Below are 22,823 nucleotides of genomic sequence, written 5' to 3' on the forward strand. Positions count from 1 at the left end.
TTTAGGTACTCAAGGGAATTTAATAATGCGCTGGGATAAAATCCTGACTGTTTTATGTCTATGGTGTATGGCATTTGCTATTAATGCAGCGACTTACTCATCAACGCTGCTTAATGACGCAAATAATTTAGTCGAAATAAACCCTACCCAAGCACGTGACCTAGCGCAAAATTTCATTAGGCAAAGAAAGTTATCTTCTTATAATGAAAAGAACCCATCAGCCACTGCTCGTGATGATTCAGTCAGTAATATTCGTACGCCAAGTGCGAGTATTGATGCTTACATGACCCTTGCGCAGGCTGAATTTTTCTTAGGTAATACCCATACTGCGATTAACCAATTAAATATCGCTTCAACGTTGGCAAATACTTATCAACTGCCTCATGAGCATATACAAATTAAAATACTCCGTGCTGAATTAACTTGGCGTAAAAATAAAGATGCCGAGGCTGCAAAGCGCAAGTTAGAAGCCCTTTCGGTCGAGCTAGCCAATATTGAAACTAAGCCACAACTTACCCGTGATATCACCTACGAGCTGATTATGCTGCAAGGTGAAATAGCGTCTAGCCAAAACAACATAGAGCAAGCGAACGAGTATTACGCTCAAGCAAAGGACTACATTAATACTCTTTTCTCGCAAAATATGATGATTGACTATCACCTGGAAGTGGGTGAATTTTACCTTACTCATCAACAGTATCATCATGCATTAACAGATTTACTCTTTGGTTATTGGCAGTCCATCGAACACAATTTAGGATCTCGTCTTGCTAAAGCTAACCGCCTGCTTGCTCAACTCTTTTTTGAGCGCCGCGTGTTTGATAAAGCGCTTGAGCACTGGTCGCAAGCTGCCGATTTTTATGACCAATATGAAAACTCACCGCTCTCTGCTCTCGTGTTGAAAAGTATGGGGGATACCTACTTTGCCCAGCATAAATATAACTTAGCCTTAGTGCACTACTTTAATGCGCTCGACAATGACAGCACTAATCACAATACGGCGAGCATTATTAATATTCGTCTTAATCTCGCAGCGACTTACTTGCACCTTTATAACTACAAACTGGCAGAGCAGTACCTCAAGTATTCCTTAGAGTTACTCCAATATAGCTATATTCCACGCTTAAAGGGAAAAGCTGACCTACTTAGTGCCGGCTTAGCTTATCACACCGCAGATAGCCACAACGTTATAAACTACGCACATTCTGCGCTTACGATTGCTGAGGATCTAAATGATCGTGCAATGAAAATTGACGCCTATAGATTACTCTCTTCTGGTTACGAGCAAGATGATAACTTCCCACGAGCTCTGGAGAGCATGAAGCAATACGATCAGTTAATTAGTTTAGAGCAAAAAGAGCTGAACCAAATTAGTGAGGATGCTTTTCGTCAGCAAAAAGAGTTTGCCGAACAAACCCTGCACTATCTTGGACAAGAAGAGCAGCTGCAAAAAATAACGCTTGAATATAATAAAGTGAGAAAGGTCTTTTTTGCATTATTTTTAATTTTTACCATCACCTTTTTTATCCTTTTAAGACGTGGGCATATTTTACAAAATCAAGCGAGCTTTATCCAAAAGCTAACTGATGACCTGTATACTCATTCTCGCTCTAAAATGCGCAACTTACGCATGCTTAATGCGAAATTATCTAACTCATTACAAAAAACAAACCATACCTTTGAGCAGTGGCAAACGGGAGACTTAATTCACGAGCCGCTCAATGACAGACTGCGTTTTGTTATGATTGATCTGCCTTTCCTACGTAATATGTACATGCGTTATGGCTATAAAGCAGGGCTAGAATTAGAAGAAGCGTTTGGTTCTCACCTTGCCAATAAGATTGATGAGCCTGATCGTCTATATCATTTTTCTGATACCAACTTGCTCTATATCGAAAGAAACGCTGATCGTGATGAGTCGCCGGAAGTGATGTTTAATAAAGTCCAAGGTTGGATCAATGATTTTGAACCGACCAAGCAGCTCAATAAAACAATCAGAATGGGCATGGCTGATTACCCATTCCTGCCAAGAGCTTATACTGCAATTAATGATAAAGAACTGCTCGATATACTATTAATGGCAACTCACCTTGCTCGTGATGTCAGCATGAAAGACAAAAATAGCCAATGGGTCTACTTTAGAGCCATCGACAATGCACCGGCGGCAAGCCTAGCGAAGGAAAATATTCGCGAAGCCTGCAAGCAAGCCATCACTCAAGGGCTAATAAAAATACAATCTTCAACATTTAATGAGGAGAGTGTCAAAAAAATGCTAAAAGATGAGTAAATGCCTATATCTTTCGATGACTTACCCTTTTTTTTTGCTATCATCGATTAATCTTTCCCTCTAACTAGATAGTGATGTATTAATAACCAAATGGGTATTCTCAATAACGACTTTCACTCTCAAATAGAGCTACTGACAACGCAACTAGAGCAGTATCGCTTGAGTCAACGCGATAACTCATTGCGTAGTCAACGGGAAAAGAAAACGCTTATCCGGCTGATCCACTCTTTATGCGAATCTAAGGCATGCGAAAACGACCCTTTAAGTGAACACCTGGTTGCACTAAGTCAAGATTTAGAACAACAAAAAGACATCAGTAAATTAGTTCCTAAACTTGCCGTTCTAGAAAGAAAACTCAAAAATCACACTTTAAAAGCACAAAAAAAACATTCTGAATTAAATGAGCGGATTCAATATAGTGGTCAAGCATTACAACGCTTGGCTGGCTTACCTGCCCAATTAAAGCGTGAGTTAAGACATTTACTCTCTTCATCAAATGCACAGTCTCCTTTACAAATTGAGCATGCGAGTAAGCTACTTAGTATTTACGAACGTTGTGTTAAAATATTGGCATCCAACAGCACAAACAAAGCATTCTCTAGCGCTCAATTTCCCGATAAAGATCTATTATCAGACTTAAGTGAAGAGCTACAGAGCCTGATCAATACTCTCGACTTTCAAGCAGAGTATGGGGAACAGCTCCTTGATATTCGTTCCAAGTTATTAATGGGCGTCTCTTCTAGTGCTTTATATGACCTGACCTTACAAACACTAAGGCTCGTGATTGAAGGTATGCAGTGTGAAAGGAAAGCCTCTCAGCACTTTCTAGAGCACTTAAGCCAGTCGATCTCTTCTTCGTTAGAGTCTTCTGAGTTGCATTTAGATCAAAATATGAATTACTTTCAACATCGTCGTGAGCTAAATGCACAACTAGAGCAACTGACCTTAAAAAGCCAGACAGCTATTCGACACTGTGATGATGTAGAACAAATCAAACAGACGGTTTCACCACTATTAGCTCAGATCGCAGCCCTTTCTGAGCGTCTTGTCCATGCAGAAAAGCGCGAAGCCACGTTGCAAGATCGCATGCAACATAGCCTTAACCAGCTTCAATCTACCTTTGAAACCACACAGGACTACTCTAAAAACATCGATGACCAAGCGAAAAGAGCACTGCAAGATCCTTTAACTAAGATCTATAATCGCACCGCTTTAATGGATAGGCTTGAACTGGAATATCGCCGCTGGGTTCGCTCGCAACACTCACTGCGTGTTATTTTATTAGACATTGATAACTTTAAAATGATTAACGATAGCTTTGGCTATGTTGCTGGTGATAAAGCACTTAAAATTATTGCTCGTATGTTAAGCAAAGAAGTTGCCGATACTGATATGCTCGCTCGTTTTTCAGGTGAAGAGTTTATTATTATCTTACCTGAGCACAATGATGACTATTGCTATCAACTTATCTCACGTATACAAGAGCAAATTTATTCATTACCTTTCAAGTTTCGAGAACAACTGCTGTCGATCTCCGTCAGTGCAGCCAGTACCGTTTTTAACAATGCTGATACCACCGAGATTGTATTAGAGCGACTTTATAAAGACCTCAGAGAAGCACGATCATTCGGACCTAACCAACTGACCTGGAAATAAACGTCAGTTAGCCTCTTATTTCACAGAATAATTTTCCTTACTTTGCTAGGCTTATTTATCTAGCCCAAAGTAAGGAGGCTTTATGAATGTTCATACGATAAGCCCAGCAGGAAGCATGGATTTACTCTCTCAGCTTGAAGTTGAGCGCTTAAAGAAAACCGCATCAAGTGACTTATACCAACTCTACAGAAACTGCACGCTCGCTGTATTAAACTCAGGCAGCCACACCGACAATTCGAAAGAGCTACTGGATAAATATCAATCTTTTGATGTTGAAGTGATCCGCCGTGAGCGCGGCATTAAGTTGGAACTTATCAACCCACCTGAACATGCCTTTGTCGATGGTGAAATCATTAAAGGTATCCAAGAACACTTATTCGCAGTATTACGCGATATTGTTTATGTCAACATGCACCTTGCTGACAGCCAGCAACTCAACCTCACCGATCCAACTCATATTACCAACCTTGTTTTTCGCTTACTGCGTAATACCGGCACACTTACTGTTGGTTTAGAGCCAGATCTTATTATTTGCTGGGGTGGTCACTCAATCAATGCCGCTGAATACCAATACACGCGTGAAGTGGGCAATGAGTTAGGTCTAAGGGAGTTGAATATCTGTACAGGGTGTGGTCCTGGGGCGATGGAAGGACCAATGAAAGGCGCAACAATTGGTCATGCTAAGCAGCGTTATGCTCATTCTCGCTATCTGGGTTTAACCGAACCTTCTATTATTGCAGCAGAGCCACCAAACCCCATTGTTAATGAACTGGTTATCATGCCAGATATCGAAAAACGCTTAGAAGCCTTTGTGCGTATTGGTCACGGTATTATCATTTTCCCTGGCGGTCCAGGAACGGCTGAAGAGTTACTCTATATTCTCGGTATCATGATGCATCCCGATAACGCTGATCAACCTATCCCTATCGTATTAACAGGACCTCAAGAGAGTGAAGACTACTTCCGATCAATTGATGAGTTTATTGGTGCGACTCTGGGTCGTGTGGCACAAAAGCATTATCAAATTATCATCGATGACCCTGCGCAAGTCGCTAGAATAATGAAACAAAGTATGCCAAAGGTGCGCGATCACCGCAGAAAAAAAGACGATGCTTACAGCTATAATTGGTCGTTAACTATCGACCCTGATTTTCAAATGCCATTTGAGCCAACCCATAAAAGCATGGCTGCATTGGACCTACATTTAGAGCAACCACCAGAAAAATTAGCCGCTAACTTACGCAAAGCTTTTTCAGGTATTGTCGCTGGCAATGTCAAAGCTGAAGGGATCGGTGAAATAGAAAAAAATGGTCCCTTCATTATTGATGGTGACGCACAGTTAATGAAAAAAATGGACACCCTATTAACTGATTTTGTGAAACAGCAAAGAATGAAATTACCCGGTTCCAAATACACTCCATGCTATAAAATTGCAAAGTAATGAATATCCATCATTAATTCGCTAAACTAAGGGCTGAGATATGCCCTTACTTTATTCGCTGTTTGCGTCATTTATTAGTTTTTTGGAATTTTATGTCTATCCACCTTGTGATTATCGATGCTTTAAATTTGATTCGCCGTGTTCATTCTGCTCAACCTGATGCGGCAGATATAACAAGAACCATTGCTACGGCAAATCAAACCTTAAATCGTATTCTCACCGAATCCCAGCCTAGCCATATAATAGCGGTATTTGACCACCATGAGCAAAATAGGGGGTGGAGAGCAGAGTTGCTGCCTAGCTATAAAGAAAAGCGTAAACCTATGCCTGAAGCGCTTATGGCTGGATTAGATCGCATTCAACAGGCGTGGTGGGAGAAAGGTATCGATTCTCTGCTATCCGATGGTGATGAGGCGGATGATTTAATCGCAACACTGGCAACTAAGGTCGCCAATCATGGTGCGACAGTCACGATTGTCTCAACTGATAAAGGTTATTGTCAGTTACTTTCTCCGACCTTGCAAATTCGCGACTACTTTCAGCACCGTTGGTTAGATGCCCCTTTCATTGAAAAAGAGTTTGGGGTCAAACCTCATCAATTAGCCGATTATTGGGGGCTAACAGGCGTCAGCTCAAGTCAAGTCCCTGGCATTCCTGGGGTTGGACCAAAAGCCGCCAAAGAAATTTTAACTCAGTTTGATAATATTGAAGAAGCCAATAGCAGTGATGAACTTGCAACTAAGTATCGCAAGAAGTTTGATGCCCATTTTGAATCAGCAGTGACGTGCAAACAAATTTCAGCGTTAAAAACCGATATAGAACTTGGTTTTAACTTACAAGATCTTAGGTATGATAAACCCTCATCAAACCAGTAATATCAATAAAGTAAGTGTTGGGATAGCTCGTCCTAGAATAAGAAAATAAAAAGGCTATCGACATTATCGATAGCCTTTTCTCTTTTTAATCATATAACGAACAGAGTCGTCTGATTAGAATTAGTATGGTGAAATGTTAGATAGCACTTGAATGTGCACCGTGATCTCTTCGCGATCATGGTATAAGTGTTTAGCCTGTAGGTTAAATTTCACTTTGTTATCAATCAAGAATACTTTTAAGTTCTCAATATCTTGCAATACTTCATCATAGCGACCTTTCATTGGCAGCTTTAAGTTGAAGATAGCTTCTTTTGCCCAACCTTTGATCAGCCACTCGCCCATTAGGTGCGCTACTCGTGCTGGCTTTTCAATCATGTCACAAACAATCCAAGTCACGTTCTTACGATCAGGTTCAAATTTAAAACCATCGACCATGTGATGCTTAACTTGACCAGTGTTCATTAGACTGTCAGCCATCATGCCATTATCAATTGCATGAACGAACATAGAGCGTTTTACTAATTGGTAAGTCCAACCACCTGGACAAGCGCCTAAATCAACACCCCACATACCAGATGCTAAACGTGTATCCCACTCATCACGAGGAATAAATACGTGGAACGCTTCCTCTAGTTTCAAGGTTGAACGACTTGGCGCATCTGATGGGAACTTAAGACGAGGAATACCCATAAAAAATTGTGAGTTATTCGATGTGATTGAGTAACCCACAAAACAGTGACCTGGAGCAACAAAGCAGACATGTAGAACGGGCTTCTTTGCATTGTCTTTATTGTACAGTAGTCCTTTGCCACGCAGTGCTTGGCGTAGTGGTACCGTAAACTTACGACAGAACTTTAGTAGCTCTTTTGCTTCATTGGTATCTGGTGTTTCAATGCGCAGATCACCACAACGAGGGAACGCTTCAATTTCCGCTAATTCTGACAAAATTGGTGAGATACGATCTTCTGATGGTAAGTCTTTAAATTCAGCAGCAACAGCAAACATTTGACGAGCAAAAATCAATGACTGGAAATCAACGCTCTGAATGAATTTTTCTGCATCACCATTTTGATAACATTCAAATAGAACATAACCAGTATTATTTTTTACACGAGGAAAACCAAACACCTCAAGTTGCGTTGCTTTATCCTGAATTTCACCTGCACATTCTTTTTCAAAACCAGAACGACAGTAGAGTAATACGTGCTTCACTTAGTTACCTCATTAATATTGAATGCGGCGAAGGAAAAAAGCCCCCAGCCGATAATAAATAGCAGACCCCCCAACGGAGTGATCGGTCCAAACCATTTTATTCCTGTCAGCGCTAGTGCATAAAGACTACCACTAAAACAAAGGATGCCGATGATAAAGCAAATTGCCGCGATCAAAAAATATTTTTGCGATTTAACTGACAGATTCATGAATAACAATAGTCCACACACCATTATAGCGAGCGTATGGATAAACTGATAAAAAATACCCGTTTCAAAAGCGGCGAATAATTCTGCGGATAACTGCCCTTTTAAACCATGCGCGGCAAAAGCGCCCAGCACGACACTAGCCATAGCAGACAAGCCTGAAAATGTTAGTAACCACCTACTCACAGCGAATATCCTCTTGCTCACTCCGTGCTTTCGCTAACATCCAATCTCTGAAGGTTGCAATTCTACCCATATCCGCTTGTTTATCGTAACAAACCACATAAAAGGCATTTTTACTTACCAATACTTCATCAAAAGGAGCAATTAAGCGTCCGGCTTCAAGCTCTGGCTGTGCGAGGACATTATTTCCCAGTGCGATGCCTTGTCCGTGCGTAGCCGCCTGTAGCACCATGGTAGAGTGGCTAAAAATAGGACCATGGTTAACATTAACGCTCTCTATCTCATTTTGCTTAACAAACTGCTTCCAATCTTTTCTCGACGTATCATGCAATAAAGTATGCTGAGAAAGATCACCTAATGACTCCAGCGGTTTTATTCCTAGCAGTAGCGATGGTGAACAAAGTGGAATTAAGTACTCTTGGTATAATTTATCAGCGCGTAAACCCGACCAATTACCGCGCCCATAATAGATAGCCACATCGACATCATCGGTCAGTGACCCCTCATCCATATCAACCGCTTTAATACGCACATCAATATCGGGCTGCTGCTGATTAAAGTCAGCTAAGCGAGGCACCAACCACTGAATGGCAAAACTCGGCGGCAAACTAATCGTTAATGCCCCTTTTTCACTGCGCTCTAAAACTTTATCGGTCGCCTCAGCCAGTGAAGAAAAAATATCTTTGATATCGAGAAAGTAACTTTGCCCTTCTTCGGTGAGCAATAAAGAACGATTACGGCGACGAAATAATTTTAGCGCTAAAAACTCTTCTAGTGCTTTTATTTGATGACTAACAGCAGCTTGGGTTACAAATAGCTCTTCAGCAGCACGAGTAAAACTTAGGTGTCGAGCCGCAGCTTCAAACACTTTCAGCGAGTTTAATGGGGGCAATCTTCTAGACATACATTCACTCAAAATTAAGCATTAGTTTTTTTTATCCGAAACATTATAAATTGTCCATTGCTTCGCAGCCAGATAAATTCTATATTTCGTCCCGCAGCGCAAGCCTGAACGGATTGATTCTCTGTAGAATCAATAGGCTTGGTAGTTGCGATGTTGTGTTTGCAAACTCGCAATTCGAGTTCGGTAGATTCTACCACCTGTTTCGTTTATTAATTTTAATGACGAGGCATCAAATTCTGATAGTTGACCTGTCTGTCAATTTTTTTATACCGTCTACTTTAGGCGGTATTTTTTTATCTGTCGCTTAGAAAACGCTATCGATATCCATGGATGTCTACCCCATCACTTCAATTCAATTCAATTGCGCTGTACCAATAAAGCTCATACTTATATAAACATGCCTATAAAAAAAGTGGAGCACCTTATCGGCACTCCACTTCTTGTTATCGTTAAATTGGCACTGTCGTCTTAATGACTTTATGCCTAAGGGCGATAAACCTTAACGTTATTGAAGCCTTGATCTTGCAAGTAAAGTGCTTGAAGACGACTCATCACACCACGATCACAGTATAATAGGTAAGTTTTAGACTGATCTAAATCACCAAACTGTGTTGCTAAACGGTAGAAAGGTAAATGTTTAACCTCAACACCATCTAGCTCTAGTGGGCTCTCATCTTCTTCATCTGGGCTACGAATATCCAGTACAACGGCATGTTCTTCAATAGCCGTCACCTGTTCAACATCAGGAACTTGCTCTTGGCTTTGCTTCTCAATATCACGGATATCCATCACGCGTGCATTGGAAACAACTTGATCAAGAATAGAAAAATCAAAGTGCTCTTCTTCTGCTTCTAGTTTTGCTTTAATCGCTTTAACTGTTGGCTTCTTAGAGATAACACCACAATACTCAGGCATCACTTTCGCAAAATCTTCCGTACCGATTTTACGTGATAGATCGATGATGTCTTCTTTGTCCCAGTTGATAAGAGGACGTAGGATCAAAGTATCCGTTACGTTATCAATATGACGTAAGTTCGTCAGTGTCTGACTCGATACTTGACCTAATGCTTCACCCGTCACTAGTGCTTCAATACCAAAGCGCTCAGCGACCATACCACCAGCACGCATAAACATACGTTTTAGGATCACGCCCATTTGGCCGTCATCAACTTTTTCTAAAATTTCTGCAACCACGGGTTCGAAGTCAATCGCAATGAATTTTACTTTCGCTGATGAACCATATTTGTTCCATAAGAAGTGAGAAACTTGCTTCACACCAATCTCATGAGCTGGACCACCTAGGTTAAAGAAGCAGAAATGCGTCTTAGAACCACGTTTGATGTGTAAGTAACTTGATACACCTGAATCAAAGCCACCAGAAATCAAACTAAGCACATCTTCTTGTGTACCTAGAGGGAAGCCACCTAAACCTTTATGACGTGCAATCACTTGGTTTAAGTGCTCATTCGCCACTTCAACATTAATGGTCACATCTGGTTTTTTCAGCTTAACTTTCGCACTTTCAACCGCTTGGTTTAAGCCACCACCGACATAACGCTCAAGTTCAATTGAGCTAAAGTCGTGCTTACCACGGCGCTTAGCGCGAACAACGAAGGTCTTATCAACGATCAAGCTACCACTACGCTCAAGTACTTGCTCGTAGATGTCATGAAGATCTTTAAAGCTAGATTGCTGAACTTCTAGTGAATGATGAATACCAGAAGTGTGAGTCAGGATTTCTAGAACTTCGTTGTAATATTTATCACTCTCACTCGTCACTTCAATATGATCACGACGGTTAAATACCGCAACTGATTCAGTGCGACGTTTAATAATGATACGAATGTTCGATTCTAAAATCTTAATGAAGCGCTTACGCACCGAATCGCTTTTAACATAAATTTCCGGATGAGGTTTAACAATAAATTTCATAATATCTTCACAATAATAAGGGGGGCATCAACGTTATGTAGTTCGAATTTCGGTGCAAATAAAGGCCAAATAACTCTTATTCGCTAGAAACAGCTACCTTAATCTTAGTACATAAGACTCTAAGACCCTAAGGGCGCAAGATTATACACGAGTTTTAGAGCGAGAGAAAAACAAAAAGCGAACACTTTATGTTCGCTTTTTAATCAGTAGGCTGAATCACTCTGCAAAAGGGACTTCTTCGCTGTATATTGGCTCACCTTGCATGATGCTAATTTCAACACGTCGATTCAAACTGCGACCCGCTTCGGTCATATTAGAGCCTATCGGTCGAGTATCTGCCATTCCTCGTACCTGTAGCCTTTGATGCGAAAATCCTTCGACCTTCTCCATCTCCTGAGCAACTGAAACCGCTCGCTGAGAGGATATGTCCCAATTAGAACGATACAGCTCTGACTCAAGAGGTCGGTTATCAGTGTGACCAGAAATGCGAACAATACCTGGCACATCTTTTACTAACTCAGCAATTTGACGTACTAATGGGCGAAACTTTGGCTGTAAAAATGCCGAGCCTGAAGGAAAGGCACCACGCTCACGAATTCGAATGACAAGCTGCTGACCTAAGTTATCAACCTCTAGGGCATTTTGATCAATCTCTCGCTCTAAAGCCTGCTTAATGACTTCTGCTAACATCTCCATCTCTTGTGACATATCTTGAGAAGATTGAGATGACTGACTGTGATCATCTGAATGAGGGTTACTCTGTTTTGATGTTTCAATTGATTCGCCACCATTTAGCTTCCCCTCCTCACGCTTGGCACCACCAGCTCGGTCAGATTCACCGTCATGAAACTCTAAGGTTTGCTGAGTAATATCGATTGTCTGCTGCATAATGACATCTATCGGCGTTGGTTCAGGGCGTCCAGGTCGAAACTCTTGAGCAATAATACTCGTTCCTTTCGGTATATCACTGACTTCTAATTGATTTTGCACCCCAAAAGCAAACTTCATGGAGCCTGCTATCTGCTTAAATTTCAAAACATCCATTTCTGAAAAAGAGAGCAGAAGAACAAAAAAGCACATCAGCAGTGACATTAAATCGGCAAAGGTTCCCATCCATGCAGGTAGACCTGGAGGCGGACATTTACACTTACTTTCATCATCCATCATTATCCGTTCCTACTCTTTGTTAAGAGGCCAAAGGTTAGCCATCAATATCCAATGCTCGCTTACTTTCATTGATGTAGTTCTTCAAATAACTATCGATGACACGTGGATTCTGACCATCTTGAATAGCAAGTACACCATCCATAATTAGGCGGCGGTTCAGCGTTTCTTGATCACGACGTAGCGCTAATTTATCAGCAATTGGGAAGAAAACCATATTAGATAAAATTGCGCCATAGAGAGTCGTTAATAATGCAACCGCCATTGCAGGGCCGATAGATTTAGGGTCATCCATGTTGGATAACATAGCAACAAGGCCAACGAGAGTACCAATCATCCCCATTGCGGGTGCCACATCGGCATAAGCACTAAAAACCCTAGCTCCCTGCTCATGACGCTCTTCTGTAAGAGTGATATCTTTTCTTAATGCGGCACGAACCACTTCAGCATCGTGACCATCCACTAAAAGATCGATACCTTTTTGCATAAAGCTATTGGTGATCTCCATCTCTTCTAGAGCAAGGAATCCCCCTTTACGAGCAGCATCGGCCATTTCAACAATTTTAGCAATCAACTCTTCAGGATCGTCAGCTTTAAACATGAAGGCTTTACCGGCAATTTTGGCAGCGCCAAAAAACTGCCCGACGGTGAATTTCATTAAAACAACAAATGTTGAACCACCGATAACAATTAAAATAGAAATCGTATCGATATACATGGCAATACTGCCACTAATCACCATCGCCATGATAACGAAAGCAAAGGCACCTATGATCCCTATGAGCGTAGCTAAATCCACAAAGCACTCCTCATGCTATTAAAGTCTATGTATAAATAATATCGATTATCTTGTTATCGACCAATTAAGTCGATCTTTAATTAAAAATGATGTCTTAGCGATTTTTTCATATAACTTCTCTTTTTCTGCGCTTTTTTCTTCGTTAAATTTGACCATTTTAGTACCCTAAGGTAACTTTCGTGCATCCTTTATAAGGCAGAATAATTATGGCGACGAAAAAACCTGAAAATATGTCCTTCGAAGCTGCAATCGAAGAGCTCGATAGTGTGGTCGATCAACTAGAAAATGGCGATTTAGCACTCGACGAAGCGCTGAAGAAATTTGAGCGTGGCATTGCGCTAGCGCGTTCTGGACAGAGTAAATTAAATGATGCTGAACAACGTGTAAGCATACTACTGCACAACGATGATGATGCCGAGCTTAGCCCATTTGACCATCCGTCCGAATAACGAATATTAGATGAGATCTCTTATGCTTGAGACGTTAATGTCTTATCAACAACGAAATATTTCTCAGTTGAATCTGTGGCTAGACGAGCTTCCGTACCAAGAGCAGGCATTAATTCAAGCAATGCGCTATGGTTTATTACTTGGCGGTAAACGCGCTCGACCATTTTTGGTTTATGCGACAGGTGAAATGCTCAACGTACCGCTTAATAAGCTAGATACACCGGCATCAGCGATTGAATGTATTCACGCCTACTCGTTGATCCACGATGATCTACCTGCAATGGACGACGATGCATTACGCCGTGGAAAGCCGACTTGCCATATCGAGTTTGATGAAGCGACAGCAATCCTAACTGGAGATGCATTGCAAACTCTAGCTTTTAGCATTTTGGCTGAAGGTTCGCTATCTTTAGAAGGTGAGTGTAATCGAGTGAAGATGATTCAAAATCTTGCTCAAGCTTCTGGTGCGCAAGGTATGTGCATGGGTCAAGCACTCGACTTAGAGGCTGAGAATCAATCTGTATCTATTGATCAATTAAAGCGAATTCATCGTAATAAAACGGGTGCTCTAATTAAATGTGCCATTCGTTTAGGTGCATTAGCGGCAGGTGAGAAAGGCGTTGCTATTCTACCTCAGCTTGATCGTTACGCAGATGCGATTGGTCTCGCGTTTCAGGTTCAAGATGATATCCTTGATGTTATCTGTGATACTGAAACCTTAGGTAAACCTCAAGGTTCCGATCAGGCATTGAATAAAAGCACCTATCCATCACTGCTTGGATTAGAGGGTGCGATGCAAAAGGCTCAGATGCTGCTTACCGAAGCGCTTCATGCTCTCGACGCAATACCATACAATACTCAATTACTCGAAGAGTTCGCTCGATACGTCATCGAACGCAAGAACTAACATTATAAGCGCCTATTTTTTATGACTCTTGATATATCCAAGTACCCAACATTGGCTTTAGCAAACACACCTGATGAGTTGCGCCTTCTCCCAAAAGAGGCGCTTCCGACGCTGTGTGATGAATTACGCACCTATTTATTAAACTCGGTTAGTCAATCAAGTGGTCACCTTGCTTCAGGGCTTGGTACGGTTGAACTCACGGTAGCGTTGCACCGTGTTTATAATACGCCGTTTGATCAAGTGGTGTGGGATGTTGGTCATCAAGCATATCCGCATAAAATTCTGACGGGTCGTCGTGACAAACTCGCTACCATCCGTCAAAAAGGTGGATTACACCCATTCCCGTGGCGCGATGAGAGTGAGTATGACACATTATCAGTTGGTCACTCCTCAACCTCTATCAGTGCTGCATTGGGCATGTCTATCAGTGCTGAAAAAGAAGGGAAAAACAGAAAGGTCGTCAGTATTATTGGTGATGGTGCCATTACTGCAGGTATGGCATTTGAGGCGATGAACCATGCCGGTGGTATTCATCAAGATATGCTCGTTATCCTTAACGATAATGAAATGTCGATCTCTGAAAATGTTGGCGCTCTCAATAACCATCTTGCTCAAATCCTCTCTGGTCGCCTTTACACTTCCATTCGTGAAAGTGGTAAAAAGGTTCTATCTGGCGTCCCGCCAATTAAGGAATTAGCACGTCGCGCTGAAGAGCATCTTAAAGGTATGGTTATTCCTGGCACTATGTTTGAAGAGCTGGGCTTTAATTATATCGGTCCTGTTGATGGTCATGATGTTAATGAGTTGGCGAAAACGCTAAAAAATATGCGTGAGCTTAAAGGTCCTCAATTTCTGCATATCATGACCAAAAAAGGCAAAGGTTACGAGCCCGCTGAAAAAGATCCAATTGGTTACCATGGCGTGCCTAAGTTCGACCCGAACAATACTAAGCTGCCAAAAAGTACTAACACTCAGCCTACCTATTCCAAGATTTTTGGCGACTTTTTGTGTGATATGGCCGCTCAAGACCCTAAGCTAATGGCGATTACACCAGCGATGCGTGAAGGCTCTGGTATGGTACGTTTCTCTAAAGAGTATCCTGGACAATATTTTGATGTTGCGATTGCAGAGCAGCACGCAGTAACGCTAGCAACAGGTATGGCGATTGGCGGTGATAAACCCATTGTGGCTATCTACTCTACCTTCTTGCAACGTGGCTATGACCAATTAATTCATGATGTTGCTATTATGGATTTACCTGTGATGTTCGCCATTGATCGAGCTGGTCTTGTTGGGGCTGACGGGCAAACTCACCAAGGCGCTTTTGATCTAAGCTTCATGCGTTGTATTCCAAACATGGTGATAATGGCACCAAGCGATGAAAATGAGTGTCGCCAAATGCTTTATACTGGTCATCAGCACACTGGACCAAGTGCCGTTCGCTACCCTCGTGGGCAAGGTATGGGTACAGCAATTGAATCTGAGTTTACTGCACTAGAAATTGGTAAAGGTCGCCTATTGAAGCAAAGCTCAGCAGATCAAGATGGTCAAAAAGTGGCGATTTTGAGCTTTGGTACTTTCCTAGCTGAAGCATTAGACGTTGCTGACAAACTTGACGCAACCGTTGCTGATATGCGTTTTGTTAAGCCACTGGATGAAACACTCATTAAAACGTTAGCTGCTAGCCACGATGTGCTGGTGACGTTAGAAGAGAATGCTATTGCTGGCGGTGCGGGTGCCGGTGTTATTGAGTTCTTAATGCAAGAAAAAATTCTAAAGCCAGTATTAACTCTAGGCCTGCCAGATAAGTTTATAGCTCAAGGCACACAGGAAGAGTTGCATCATGAACTTGGTTTAGATGCACAAGGTATTGAGGCTTCAATTGTCGCTTACCTAGCAAAATAATACCGCTTATCTTTATGATTATATTGCGGACAAAAAAAGAGCTCAAATGAGCTCTTTTTTTATAACTATTAGTTAAGATTAACCAATGTTTTTACGTGCATTTTGGAACATACGCATCCAAGCACCATTTTCACCCCAACCTTCTGGAGCCCATGAGTTTGCAACCGTACGGAATACACGCTCAGGGTGAGGCATCATGATCGTCACGCGGCCATCTGTCGTTGTTAGACCTGTGATAGCATTTGGCGAACCATTCGGGTTATTCGGGTATTGCTGCGTCGCATTACCTTGGTTATCAACATAACGAAGTGCAACGGTTCCTGAGTTTTCAATCGCATTTAGGTGCTCGTTATCACGTACTTCTACACGACCTTCACCGTGAGAGACTGCGATTGGCATACGAGACCCTTCCATGCCGTTAAAGAATACAGAATCTGATTTCTGTACTTCAACTAAGCTAAAGCGTGCTTCAAAACGCTCTGATTCATTACGTACGAAGCGAGGCCAGTATTCAGCACCAGGAATCAACTCACGTAGGTTAGACAGCATTTGACAGCCGTTACATACGCCAAGAGAGAAAGTATCGTCACGTTTAAAGAAGCTTTCAAATTGAGTGCGAGTCTGCTCGTTAAATAACACTGACTTAGCCCAACCTTCACCTGCGCCTAATACATCACCGTAAGAGAAACCACCACAAGCAACTAGACCGTTGTACTCTTCAAGCACAGCAGAACCTGTCAAAATGTCACTCATATGGATATCAGTCGCTTCAAAGCCTGCACGGTCAAATGCTGCTGCCATTTCCACATGAGAGTTAACACCCTGCTCACGCAGAATCGCCATCTTAGGTTTAGCACCCTTATTGATGTACGGTGCCGCAATATCTTCATTCACATCAAAGCTTAATTTAACGTTTAAACCTGGATCTAAGTTATCTTGCTTTGCGGCGTGCTCTTGGTCTGCACATGCTGGGTTATCACGTAAACCTTGCATCTTATGCGTTGTCTCAGCCCAAATAGTACGTAGCTCTGTACGGTTACGCTGAATCACAACGGAATCTTCAGAAGTGATGACAATTTGGTTTGCCGCTTCACCATTGCTCACTACAGAGCCAATGACATGCGAAGATTCACCAAGTAGGTTGGCAGCTAAAGTAGAAAGAACCACATCTAAGTCGCTATTACGTACTTGAATAACCGCACCAAGTTCCTCATTAAACAATGCAGCCAAGACATCGTCACCTAGTTCGGTAATATTAGCATCAATACCACAGTGACCTGCAAACGCCATTTCAGCCAGCGTAACAAACAAACCACCATCACCTTTATCGTGGTAAGCCACAATATGGTCATTAGCAACCAGTGTTTGTACTGCTTCATAGAAACCTTTTAACTGCGCTGCATTATCGACATCAGCGGGTTTGTCACCTAGCTGCTTATACACTTGCGCCAGTGCGGTAGCACCTAAACGGTTCTTACCATTACCAAGGTCAATAAGAACTAACGATGTGTCCCCTAGCCCGGCAAGGTTTTCAGCCGTGCGAAGCTGAGGAGTAATCGTCTTACGTACATCTTCAACACGAGCAAACGCAGTAATAACAAGAGATAGCGGAGACGTTACTTCTTTCTGCTCGCCATTCTCTTCCCATTTGGTTTTCATCGACATGGAATCTTTACCAACAGGAATCGTTAGACCCAATGCTGGACAAAGCTCTTCACCCACCGCTTTAACCGCTTCATAAAGACCGGCATCTTCACCTGGATGACCTGCTGGAGACATCCAGTTAGCCGACAGTTTAATGTGTTTAATATCGCCGATATTTGTCGCTGCAATGTTGGTGATCGCTTCACCTACGGCTAAACGAGCCGATGCGCCAAAGTCTAGAAGTGCAACCGGAGTACGCTCACCAAGCGACATTGCCTCACCATGGTAAGTATCGTAGCTCGCCGCTGTTACAGCACAGTTTGCAACCGGTACTTGCCAAGGACCAACCATTTGATCACGAGCTACAAGACCAGTTACCGAGCGGTCACCGATAGTGATAAGGAATGTTTTCTCTGCCACTGTTGGTAGACGAAGAACACGATCCACAGCTTCGTTTAACTCAATACCACTGCGATCAATCGCTGGGTTATTCACTTTTAATGTTTCTGCATCACGGTGCATCTTAGGTGTTTTACCTAATAGGATGTCCATTGGCATATCGATTGGCGTATTGTCGAAATGTGAATCTTCTAATTTAAGATCACGCTCTTCCGTTGCTTTACCAACCACGGCGTATGGTGCTCGTTCACGCTTACAAATTGCATCAAATGCTGCCATATCTTTATCAGCAACGGCCATCACGTAACGCTCTTGAGATTCATTACACCAGATCTCAAGTGGGCTCATTCCAGGCTCATCATTTGGTACGTCACGCAGATTAAAGATACCGCCACGCTCACCATCATCGACAAGTTCAGGCAAGGCATTCGAAATACCACCAGCACCCACATCATGAATAAAGGCGATTGGGTTTGCATCACCTAGTTGCCAACAACGGTCGATAACTTCCTGACAACGACGTTCCATTTCTGGGTTTTCACGTTGTACCGAAGCAAAATCAAGATCTTCAGCCGATTGACCCGATGCCATTGAAGAAGCTGCACCACCACCAAGACCGATGTTCATCGCTGGACCACCAAGAACAATTAAGCTTGCTCCTACTGGGATCTCTTTCTTTTGAACATGATCATCACGGATGTTGCCTAAACCACCCGCTAGCATGATTGGTTTGTGGTAACCACGAACTTCTTCACCAGCGTGAGAGTTCACTTTTTCTTCGTAAGTACGGAAGTAGCCTAATAGGTTTGGACGACCAAATTCGTTGTTGAATGCAGCGCCGCCAAGAGGACCTTCAAGCATGATATCCAACGCAGTAACGATACGGCTTGGTTTACCAAAATCCGTTTCCCAAGGTTGAACAAAGTTAGGGATCTTAAGGTTAGATACAGAGAACGCGACAAGACCTGCTTTTGGCTTACCACCAATACCGGTTGCGCCTTCATCACGGATTTCACCGCCAGAACCTGTTGATGCGCCCGGCCATGGAGAGATTGCCGTTGGGTGGTTATGCGTTTCCACTTTCATCAAGATGTGTGTCTTCTCTTGATGGTAGTTGTATTCACGTGTTTCAGGATCTGGGAAGAAACGACCAACCGTTGAACCAGTCATGACCGCAGCATTATCTTTATAAGCAGATAGAACGTGCTCAGGGGTTGTCTCATAAGTATTTTTAATCATCTTAAATAATGATTTTTCTTGTTTAACGCCATCGATTGTCCAATCAGCGTTAAAGATCTTATGACGACAGTGCTCAGAGTTCGCTTGGGCAAACATCATCAGTTCGATGTCAGTCGGGTTGCGACCTAATTTCTCTGTAAAACTTTCTAGCAGGTAATCAATTTCATCTTCTGCAAGCGCAAGACCTAAAGTAATATTTGCTTCTTCAAGTGCTTTACGACCACCAGTAAGAAGATCAACTTCAGCGTAAGGAGCTGGCTCTGCAACATTAAAAAGTGCTTGAGCAGAATCAAAATCAGTAAAAACCACTTCCATCATACGATCATGCAAGATGGCTTTAAGTTCAACTAATTGAAGCTCGGAAAGATCAGCGGATGTCTCAACGTAATAAGCCGTACCACGCTCAAGACGCGCAACGTTACTTAAACCACAGTTATGAGCAATATCGGTTGATTTTGATGACCAAGGCGAGATTGTGCCAGGGCGAGGTGTAGTAAGAAGCAGCAAACCTTGAGGTTCATGCTCTTCAATCGTTGGACCATAAGTTAATAACTTCTCTAATTTATCAACGTCAGACGCATTTAAATCAGCTGTTAAGTCAGCGAAGTGAGCAAACTCAGCGTAAATACCTGTAACAGGTAAGCTTAATTCACGACAAAGCTCTAGAAGCTTGTTAACACGAAACTCAGATAGAGCTGGGGAGCCACGCAAAATTCTCATGTGCTTAGGTCTCTTATGCAATTGATTAAGATAATATTGGTATAAATTCAACAACTTATATAGAACGATGTGTGTTCATGCCAATCTCATCTCTGCTTTGCGAGCATATTATAAAGGATTTTTTTCCCGAAGTAACAAAAAAAGCAACCGTTTGCGCAACTTTTTCCATTATCTTGCTTTTTTAGCCTAATTGATGCTTAATTCCTCAATTTTACACTTGCTTATAAGATCGAGCTTTGTACTCACCGCTGCGTTTGATATAAAGGCACTAATTGTCGAACGAGAACCGCTATAAATGACCAAGAACTTTTTTCCAAGCGTTTTAAAATACATACTCCTTTCTCTTAGCCTTCTTGGGATCGCAGGGTGTCAAATTGAATCCACTCCCAAAAGTGAACTAGAAAAAATTCGCGAACGTGGCGTATTACGCGTGGGCACTTTAAATAACCAACTCTCATACTATATCGGTCCCGACGGTCCAGCTGGGCTTGATTATGAATTAGCGAGAATATTTGCCGATCAATTAGGGGTACAGTTAGAAATCAAACCCGCTTATCGCACTTCTAGCCTTTTCCCTGCACTTGAAAATGGCGAAATTGATCTCGTGGCAGCAGGCCTTAGCCAAACCAGCGAACGAGTACAGAAATTTAGACCAGGTCCCGCTTATTACTATGTCAGCCAGCAGGTGGTCTATAAAACGGGAACGTGGCGTCCAAGAAGCTTAGAGCAATTGGTTGAGTTCCAAGAGCAAGAAAAGTTGAAATTCTCCAAAGGGGATGACAGCGCAAACGTAGCATCTTTAGCGACGATAAAAGGTTCTCACTTTGAAACGACGTTGAACACAATTAAAAGTGTTGAGCCTAACTTAGCGTTTCAGCTAAGAGATGATGCGGATGTTAATGACCTACTACGTCAAGTATCAGAAGGAACGCTACAGTTTACGCTTGCCGATTCTGTAGAGCTGTCATTAACTCAACGTTTATATCCCGATCTTGCTCTGGCTTTTGAGGTAACGGAAGATCAGCCTATTTCATGGTACGTACGCCAAAGCGATGATGAAAGCTTATATGGACTCATCATTGAGTTTTTTGGCAACTTAAAGCAGTCAGATCAATTAGCCAACCTTGAAGAAAAGTATATTGGTCACGTCGGTAGCTTCGATTATGTTGATACGCGAGCTTTCATCCGTGCTCTCGATAGTAAACTCCCTAAGTGGTCTCCCCTATTTCAAGAGTACTCTAAAGAATTTGATTGGCGCTTAATTGCCGCTCTAGCTTATCAAGAGTCTCACTGGAACCCAGTGGCAAAATCTCCAACTGGTGTAAGGGGGATGATGATGCTAACCCTACCAACGGCAAAAATGGTTGGAGTGACTAACCGTCTCGATCCTCAGCAATCAGTAGAAGGTGGCGTTAAATACTTGCGCCAAATTGTGAAACGAATTCCAGATTCTATTTCTGAACATGAAAAAATTTGGTTTGCCCTAGCTTCTTATAATGTTGGCTATGGTCACGTAATGGACGCTCGCCGCCTTACTAAAAAACAAGGAGGTGATGATAATGCTTGGGCTGAAGTTAAAGACCGTTTGCCATTACTGCGTCAAAAACAATACTACAGTACAACACGCTATGGCTACGCTCGTGGTGATGAAGCAAGAAACTATGTAGAGAACATACGCCGCTATTACCAAAGTATTATCGGTCATATTGATAAGCAAACCTTGCAGCAACAAGAAGATGATATTGATAACTTAACGGTGATCCCAGCTCCAGAGCCAGTATCAGCAGCAGAAAGCACCATTTCATCAGCAACACCTTCTGACGATGAAGAGGCTACGCAAGAAACAAGCGAACAAGAAACCAAGACACAAGAAGCAACTCGTTAAATAAACCCTCCTATATTGTTACCGTAAACTAAGCTTCATCTTACGGTAACAATCCCAGCCTATAACTAGGTCATCGCACCCACTGCTAACTAGGAGGCACCATGCGAGCACAAAAAAAACGTATCAAGCACAATATACAAAAATCAGGAATTGCCACTCGCCGTAAGCGTATGCTGGCAAACAATAAGAAAAAGATCATCTGGAGAAACCGTGCTTTCATGCAGCTTCTTGATGCATAAGCCGTAGAGTAAACTTGCTACACCACGTAAAGACCACAAAAGCACTATTTATATTTATGGTATGAATAGCTAAAAGATGACAACAAACATAGCGAACATCTGTCATCGTATTATTAATGATGTTTGCTTATTGCCCTTTTTGAGCGAGCTTCTCTGCTTGCCTTAATGCTTTCTTCTCTTTTCTTCTACGTTTAAAAAAAGCTTGTAACTGTTCACGACACTCATCGGCTAATAGCCCTCCCTGCACTTGTGCATAATGGTAGGACGCTTGGCTATCAAATAGATTTAGCACCGAACCTGCAGCCCCAGCCTTGAGATCAGATGCACCATACACAACCCTTTGAACTCGGCTATGCAATAAAGCACCTGCGCACATAGGACATGGCTCTAAAGTCACATATAACGTTGTATCGAGTAATCGATAGTTTTCCAGTACCTGTCCAGCTTTACGAATAATACTAATTTCAGCATGAGCTGTTGCATCATGATCGCCAATCGCCGCATTCCAACCTTCAGCAATAATAACGCCACCTTTGACTAAAACTGCCCCAACAGGCACTTCACCATTTAACTCAGCTTGATGAGCTAACTCTATCGCTCGACGCATGAATTGATGATCTTGCTCAGAAAAAGTATCGGGTAATAATGAAAATTCATTGCTCTCGGTAGCAGTTGGTTGGTTGTGCATAAAAATCTCTTAAATAAAACGGCATCACTCGACATAGTATATCAATCAATATAAGTAAGTACCTAATTGACGCGATACCGACTACAACC

17 protein-coding genes are annotated in these 22,823 nt (G+C 42.2%); 9 read left to right on the forward strand and 8 right to left on the reverse strand.

All coding sequences use genetic code 11. The features are described 5' to 3' along the window. Positions 1-25: 25 nt before the first annotated feature. The 4 genes from BCU68_RS16045 to xni all read left to right on the forward strand — a co-directional run bounded on the left by BCU68_RS16045 (position 26) and on the right by xni (position 6,259). The gene (locus BCU68_RS16045) at positions 26-2,287 is read left to right on the forward strand and encodes a tetratricopeptide repeat protein (protein ID WP_102565741.1); all 2,262 of its coding nucleotides are present in this window, start codon (positions 26-28) and stop codon (positions 2,285-2,287) included. A gap of 90 nt (positions 2,288-2,377) precedes the next feature. After that, positions 2,378-3,943, forward strand: a complete 1,566-nt coding sequence (locus tag BCU68_RS16050; protein ID WP_102565742.1) for a GGDEF domain-containing protein — start codon at positions 2,378-2,380, stop codon at positions 3,941-3,943. Between the two features lie 82 nt (positions 3,944-4,025). Further along, positions 4,026-5,384 carry a nucleotide 5'-monophosphate nucleosidase PpnN gene (gene ppnN, locus BCU68_RS16055; RefSeq protein ID WP_102565743.1) on the forward strand — a complete coding sequence of 453 codons (1,359 nt, stop codon included), beginning with the start codon at positions 4,026-4,028 and terminating at the stop codon, positions 5,382-5,384. A gap of 92 nt (positions 5,385-5,476) precedes the next feature. Beyond that, entirely contained in the window at positions 5,477-6,259 is a 783-nt protein-coding gene (gene xni / locus BCU68_RS16060) for a flap endonuclease Xni (protein WP_102565744.1), read from the forward strand. A 120-nt stretch (positions 6,260-6,379) separates the two neighbouring features. Here xni and rlmM read toward each other — a convergent pair whose 3' ends face one another. The 6 genes from rlmM to pomA all read right to left on the reverse strand — a co-directional run bounded on the left by rlmM (position 6,380) and on the right by pomA (position 12,659). Next, positions 6,380-7,471, reverse strand: a complete 1,092-nt coding sequence (gene rlmM / locus BCU68_RS16065) for a 23S rRNA (cytidine(2498)-2'-O)-methyltransferase RlmM (RefSeq protein ID WP_102565745.1) — start codon at positions 7,469-7,471, stop codon at positions 6,380-6,382. Next, positions 7,468-7,824 carry a DUF423 domain-containing protein gene (locus tag BCU68_RS16070; protein WP_102565746.1) on the reverse strand — a complete coding sequence of 119 codons (357 nt, stop codon included), beginning with the start codon at positions 7,822-7,824 and terminating at the stop codon, positions 7,468-7,470. The genes rlmM and BCU68_RS16070 overlap by 4 nt, the downstream gene beginning before the upstream one ends. A gap of 31 nt (positions 7,825-7,855) precedes the next feature. Further along, positions 7,856-8,764: a transcriptional regulator GcvA gene (locus tag BCU68_RS16075; RefSeq protein ID WP_102565747.1), complete on the reverse strand. Its 909-nt coding sequence runs from the start codon at positions 8,762-8,764 to the stop codon at positions 7,856-7,858. A 483-nt stretch (positions 8,765-9,247) separates the two neighbouring features. Beyond that, positions 9,248-10,696, reverse strand: coding sequence for a tRNA uracil 4-sulfurtransferase ThiI (thiI, locus tag BCU68_RS16080; protein ID WP_102565748.1), 1,449 nt, complete (start codon positions 10,694-10,696; stop codon positions 9,248-9,250). 216 nt (positions 10,697-10,912) lie between these two features. Next, entirely contained in the window at positions 10,913-11,860 is a 948-nt protein-coding gene (locus BCU68_RS16085; protein WP_198591770.1) for a flagellar motor protein MotB, read from the reverse strand. Positions 11,861-11,897: 37 nt separating this feature from the next. Further along, the gene (pomA, locus tag BCU68_RS16090; RefSeq protein ID WP_102565750.1) at positions 11,898-12,659 is read right to left on the reverse strand and encodes a flagellar motor protein PomA; all 762 of its coding nucleotides are present in this window, start codon (positions 12,657-12,659) and stop codon (positions 11,898-11,900) included. A 206-nt stretch (positions 12,660-12,865) separates the two neighbouring features. Between pomA and xseB the strand changes: the two genes are divergently transcribed. Genes xseB through dxs form a run of 3 tightly spaced genes read left to right on the forward strand, consistent with a single transcriptional unit; the run spans position 12,866 to position 15,920 of the window. After that, positions 12,866-13,108, forward strand: a complete 243-nt coding sequence (xseB, locus tag BCU68_RS16095; RefSeq protein WP_102565751.1) for an exodeoxyribonuclease VII small subunit — start codon at positions 12,866-12,868, stop codon at positions 13,106-13,108. A gap of 22 nt (positions 13,109-13,130) precedes the next feature. Continuing rightward, positions 13,131-14,015, forward strand: coding sequence for a (2E,6E)-farnesyl diphosphate synthase (gene ispA, locus BCU68_RS16100; RefSeq protein WP_102565752.1), 885 nt, complete (start codon positions 13,131-13,133; stop codon positions 14,013-14,015). A 21-nt stretch (positions 14,016-14,036) separates the two neighbouring features. After that, positions 14,037-15,920, forward strand: a complete 1,884-nt coding sequence (gene dxs, locus BCU68_RS16105; RefSeq protein ID WP_102565753.1) for a 1-deoxy-D-xylulose-5-phosphate synthase — start codon at positions 14,037-14,039, stop codon at positions 15,918-15,920. A 78-nt stretch (positions 15,921-15,998) separates the two neighbouring features. On the opposite strand, the gene purL is transcribed toward dxs, so the two are convergent. Continuing rightward, positions 15,999-19,922: a phosphoribosylformylglycinamidine synthase gene (gene purL / locus BCU68_RS16110; RefSeq protein ID WP_102565754.1), complete on the reverse strand. Its 3,924-nt coding sequence runs from the start codon at positions 19,920-19,922 to the stop codon at positions 15,999-16,001. A gap of 295 nt (positions 19,923-20,217) precedes the next feature. Here purL and mltF point away from each other — a divergent pair, with 295 nt between their 5' ends. Together mltF and BCU68_RS17075 are read left to right on the forward strand one after the other, a co-directional pair. Further along, positions 20,218-21,807 (forward strand): membrane-bound lytic murein transglycosylase MltF, encoded by a 1,590-nt coding sequence (gene mltF / locus BCU68_RS16115; RefSeq protein WP_102565755.1) that lies wholly within the window; start codon positions 20,218-20,220, stop codon positions 21,805-21,807. A 101-nt stretch (positions 21,808-21,908) separates the two neighbouring features. Further along, positions 21,909-22,046, forward strand: a complete 138-nt coding sequence (locus tag BCU68_RS17075) for a hypothetical protein (protein ID WP_198591769.1) — start codon at positions 21,909-21,911, stop codon at positions 22,044-22,046. Between the two features lie 127 nt (positions 22,047-22,173). Here BCU68_RS17075 and tadA read toward each other — a convergent pair whose 3' ends face one another. Beyond that, positions 22,174-22,734 (reverse strand): tRNA adenosine(34) deaminase TadA, encoded by a 561-nt coding sequence (gene tadA / locus BCU68_RS16120; protein ID WP_102565756.1) that lies wholly within the window; start codon positions 22,732-22,734, stop codon positions 22,174-22,176. Between the last annotated feature and the right edge of the window lie 89 nt (positions 22,735-22,823).

Origin of the sequence: Vibrio sp. 10N.286.49.B3 (assembly GCF_002873395.1) — a bacterium.
In the GTDB taxonomy this organism is placed as follows: domain Bacteria; phylum Pseudomonadota; class Gammaproteobacteria; order Enterobacterales; family Vibrionaceae; genus Vibrio.

Bases quoted from the DNA above. Each gene is read 5' to 3' on its own strand.
- xni (WP_102565744.1), top strand. From the start codon at position 5,477: ATGTCTATCCACCTTGTGATTATCGATGCTTTAAATTTGATTCGCCGT.
- BCU68_RS16050 (WP_102565742.1), top strand. From the start codon at position 2,378: ATGGGTATTCTCAATAACGACTTTCACTCTCAAATAGAGCTACTGACA.
- tadA (WP_102565756.1), bottom strand. From the start codon at position 22,734: ATGCACAACCAACCAACTGCTACCGAGAGCAATGAATTTTCATTATTA.
- BCU68_RS16045 (WP_102565741.1), top strand. From the start codon at position 26: ATGCGCTGGGATAAAATCCTGACTGTTTTATGTCTATGGTGTATGGCA.
- dxs (WP_102565753.1), top strand. From the start codon at position 14,037: ATGACTCTTGATATATCCAAGTACCCAACATTGGCTTTAGCAAACACA.
- BCU68_RS16070 (WP_102565746.1), bottom strand. From the start codon at position 7,824: ATGGCTAGTGTCGTGCTGGGCGCTTTTGCCGCGCATGGTTTAAAAGGG.
- BCU68_RS16085 (WP_198591770.1), bottom strand. From the start codon at position 11,860: ATGGATGATGAAAGTAAGTGTAAATGTCCGCCTCCAGGTCTACCTGCA.
- thiI (WP_102565748.1), bottom strand. From the start codon at position 10,696: ATGAAATTTATTGTTAAACCTCATCCGGAAATTTATGTTAAAAGCGAT.
- xseB (WP_102565751.1), top strand. From the start codon at position 12,866: ATGGCGACGAAAAAACCTGAAAATATGTCCTTCGAAGCTGCAATCGAA.
- purL (WP_102565754.1), bottom strand. From the start codon at position 19,922: ATGAGAATTTTGCGTGGCTCCCCAGCTCTATCTGAGTTTCGTGTTAAC.
- BCU68_RS16075 (WP_102565747.1), bottom strand. From the start codon at position 8,764: ATGTCTAGAAGATTGCCCCCATTAAACTCGCTGAAAGTGTTTGAAGCT.
- mltF (WP_102565755.1), top strand. From the start codon at position 20,218: ATGACCAAGAACTTTTTTCCAAGCGTTTTAAAATACATACTCCTTTCT.
- ispA (WP_102565752.1), top strand. From the start codon at position 13,131: ATGCTTGAGACGTTAATGTCTTATCAACAACGAAATATTTCTCAGTTG.
- BCU68_RS17075 (WP_198591769.1), top strand. From the start codon at position 21,909: ATGCGAGCACAAAAAAAACGTATCAAGCACAATATACAAAAATCAGGA.
- ppnN (WP_102565743.1), top strand. From the start codon at position 4,026: ATGAATGTTCATACGATAAGCCCAGCAGGAAGCATGGATTTACTCTCT.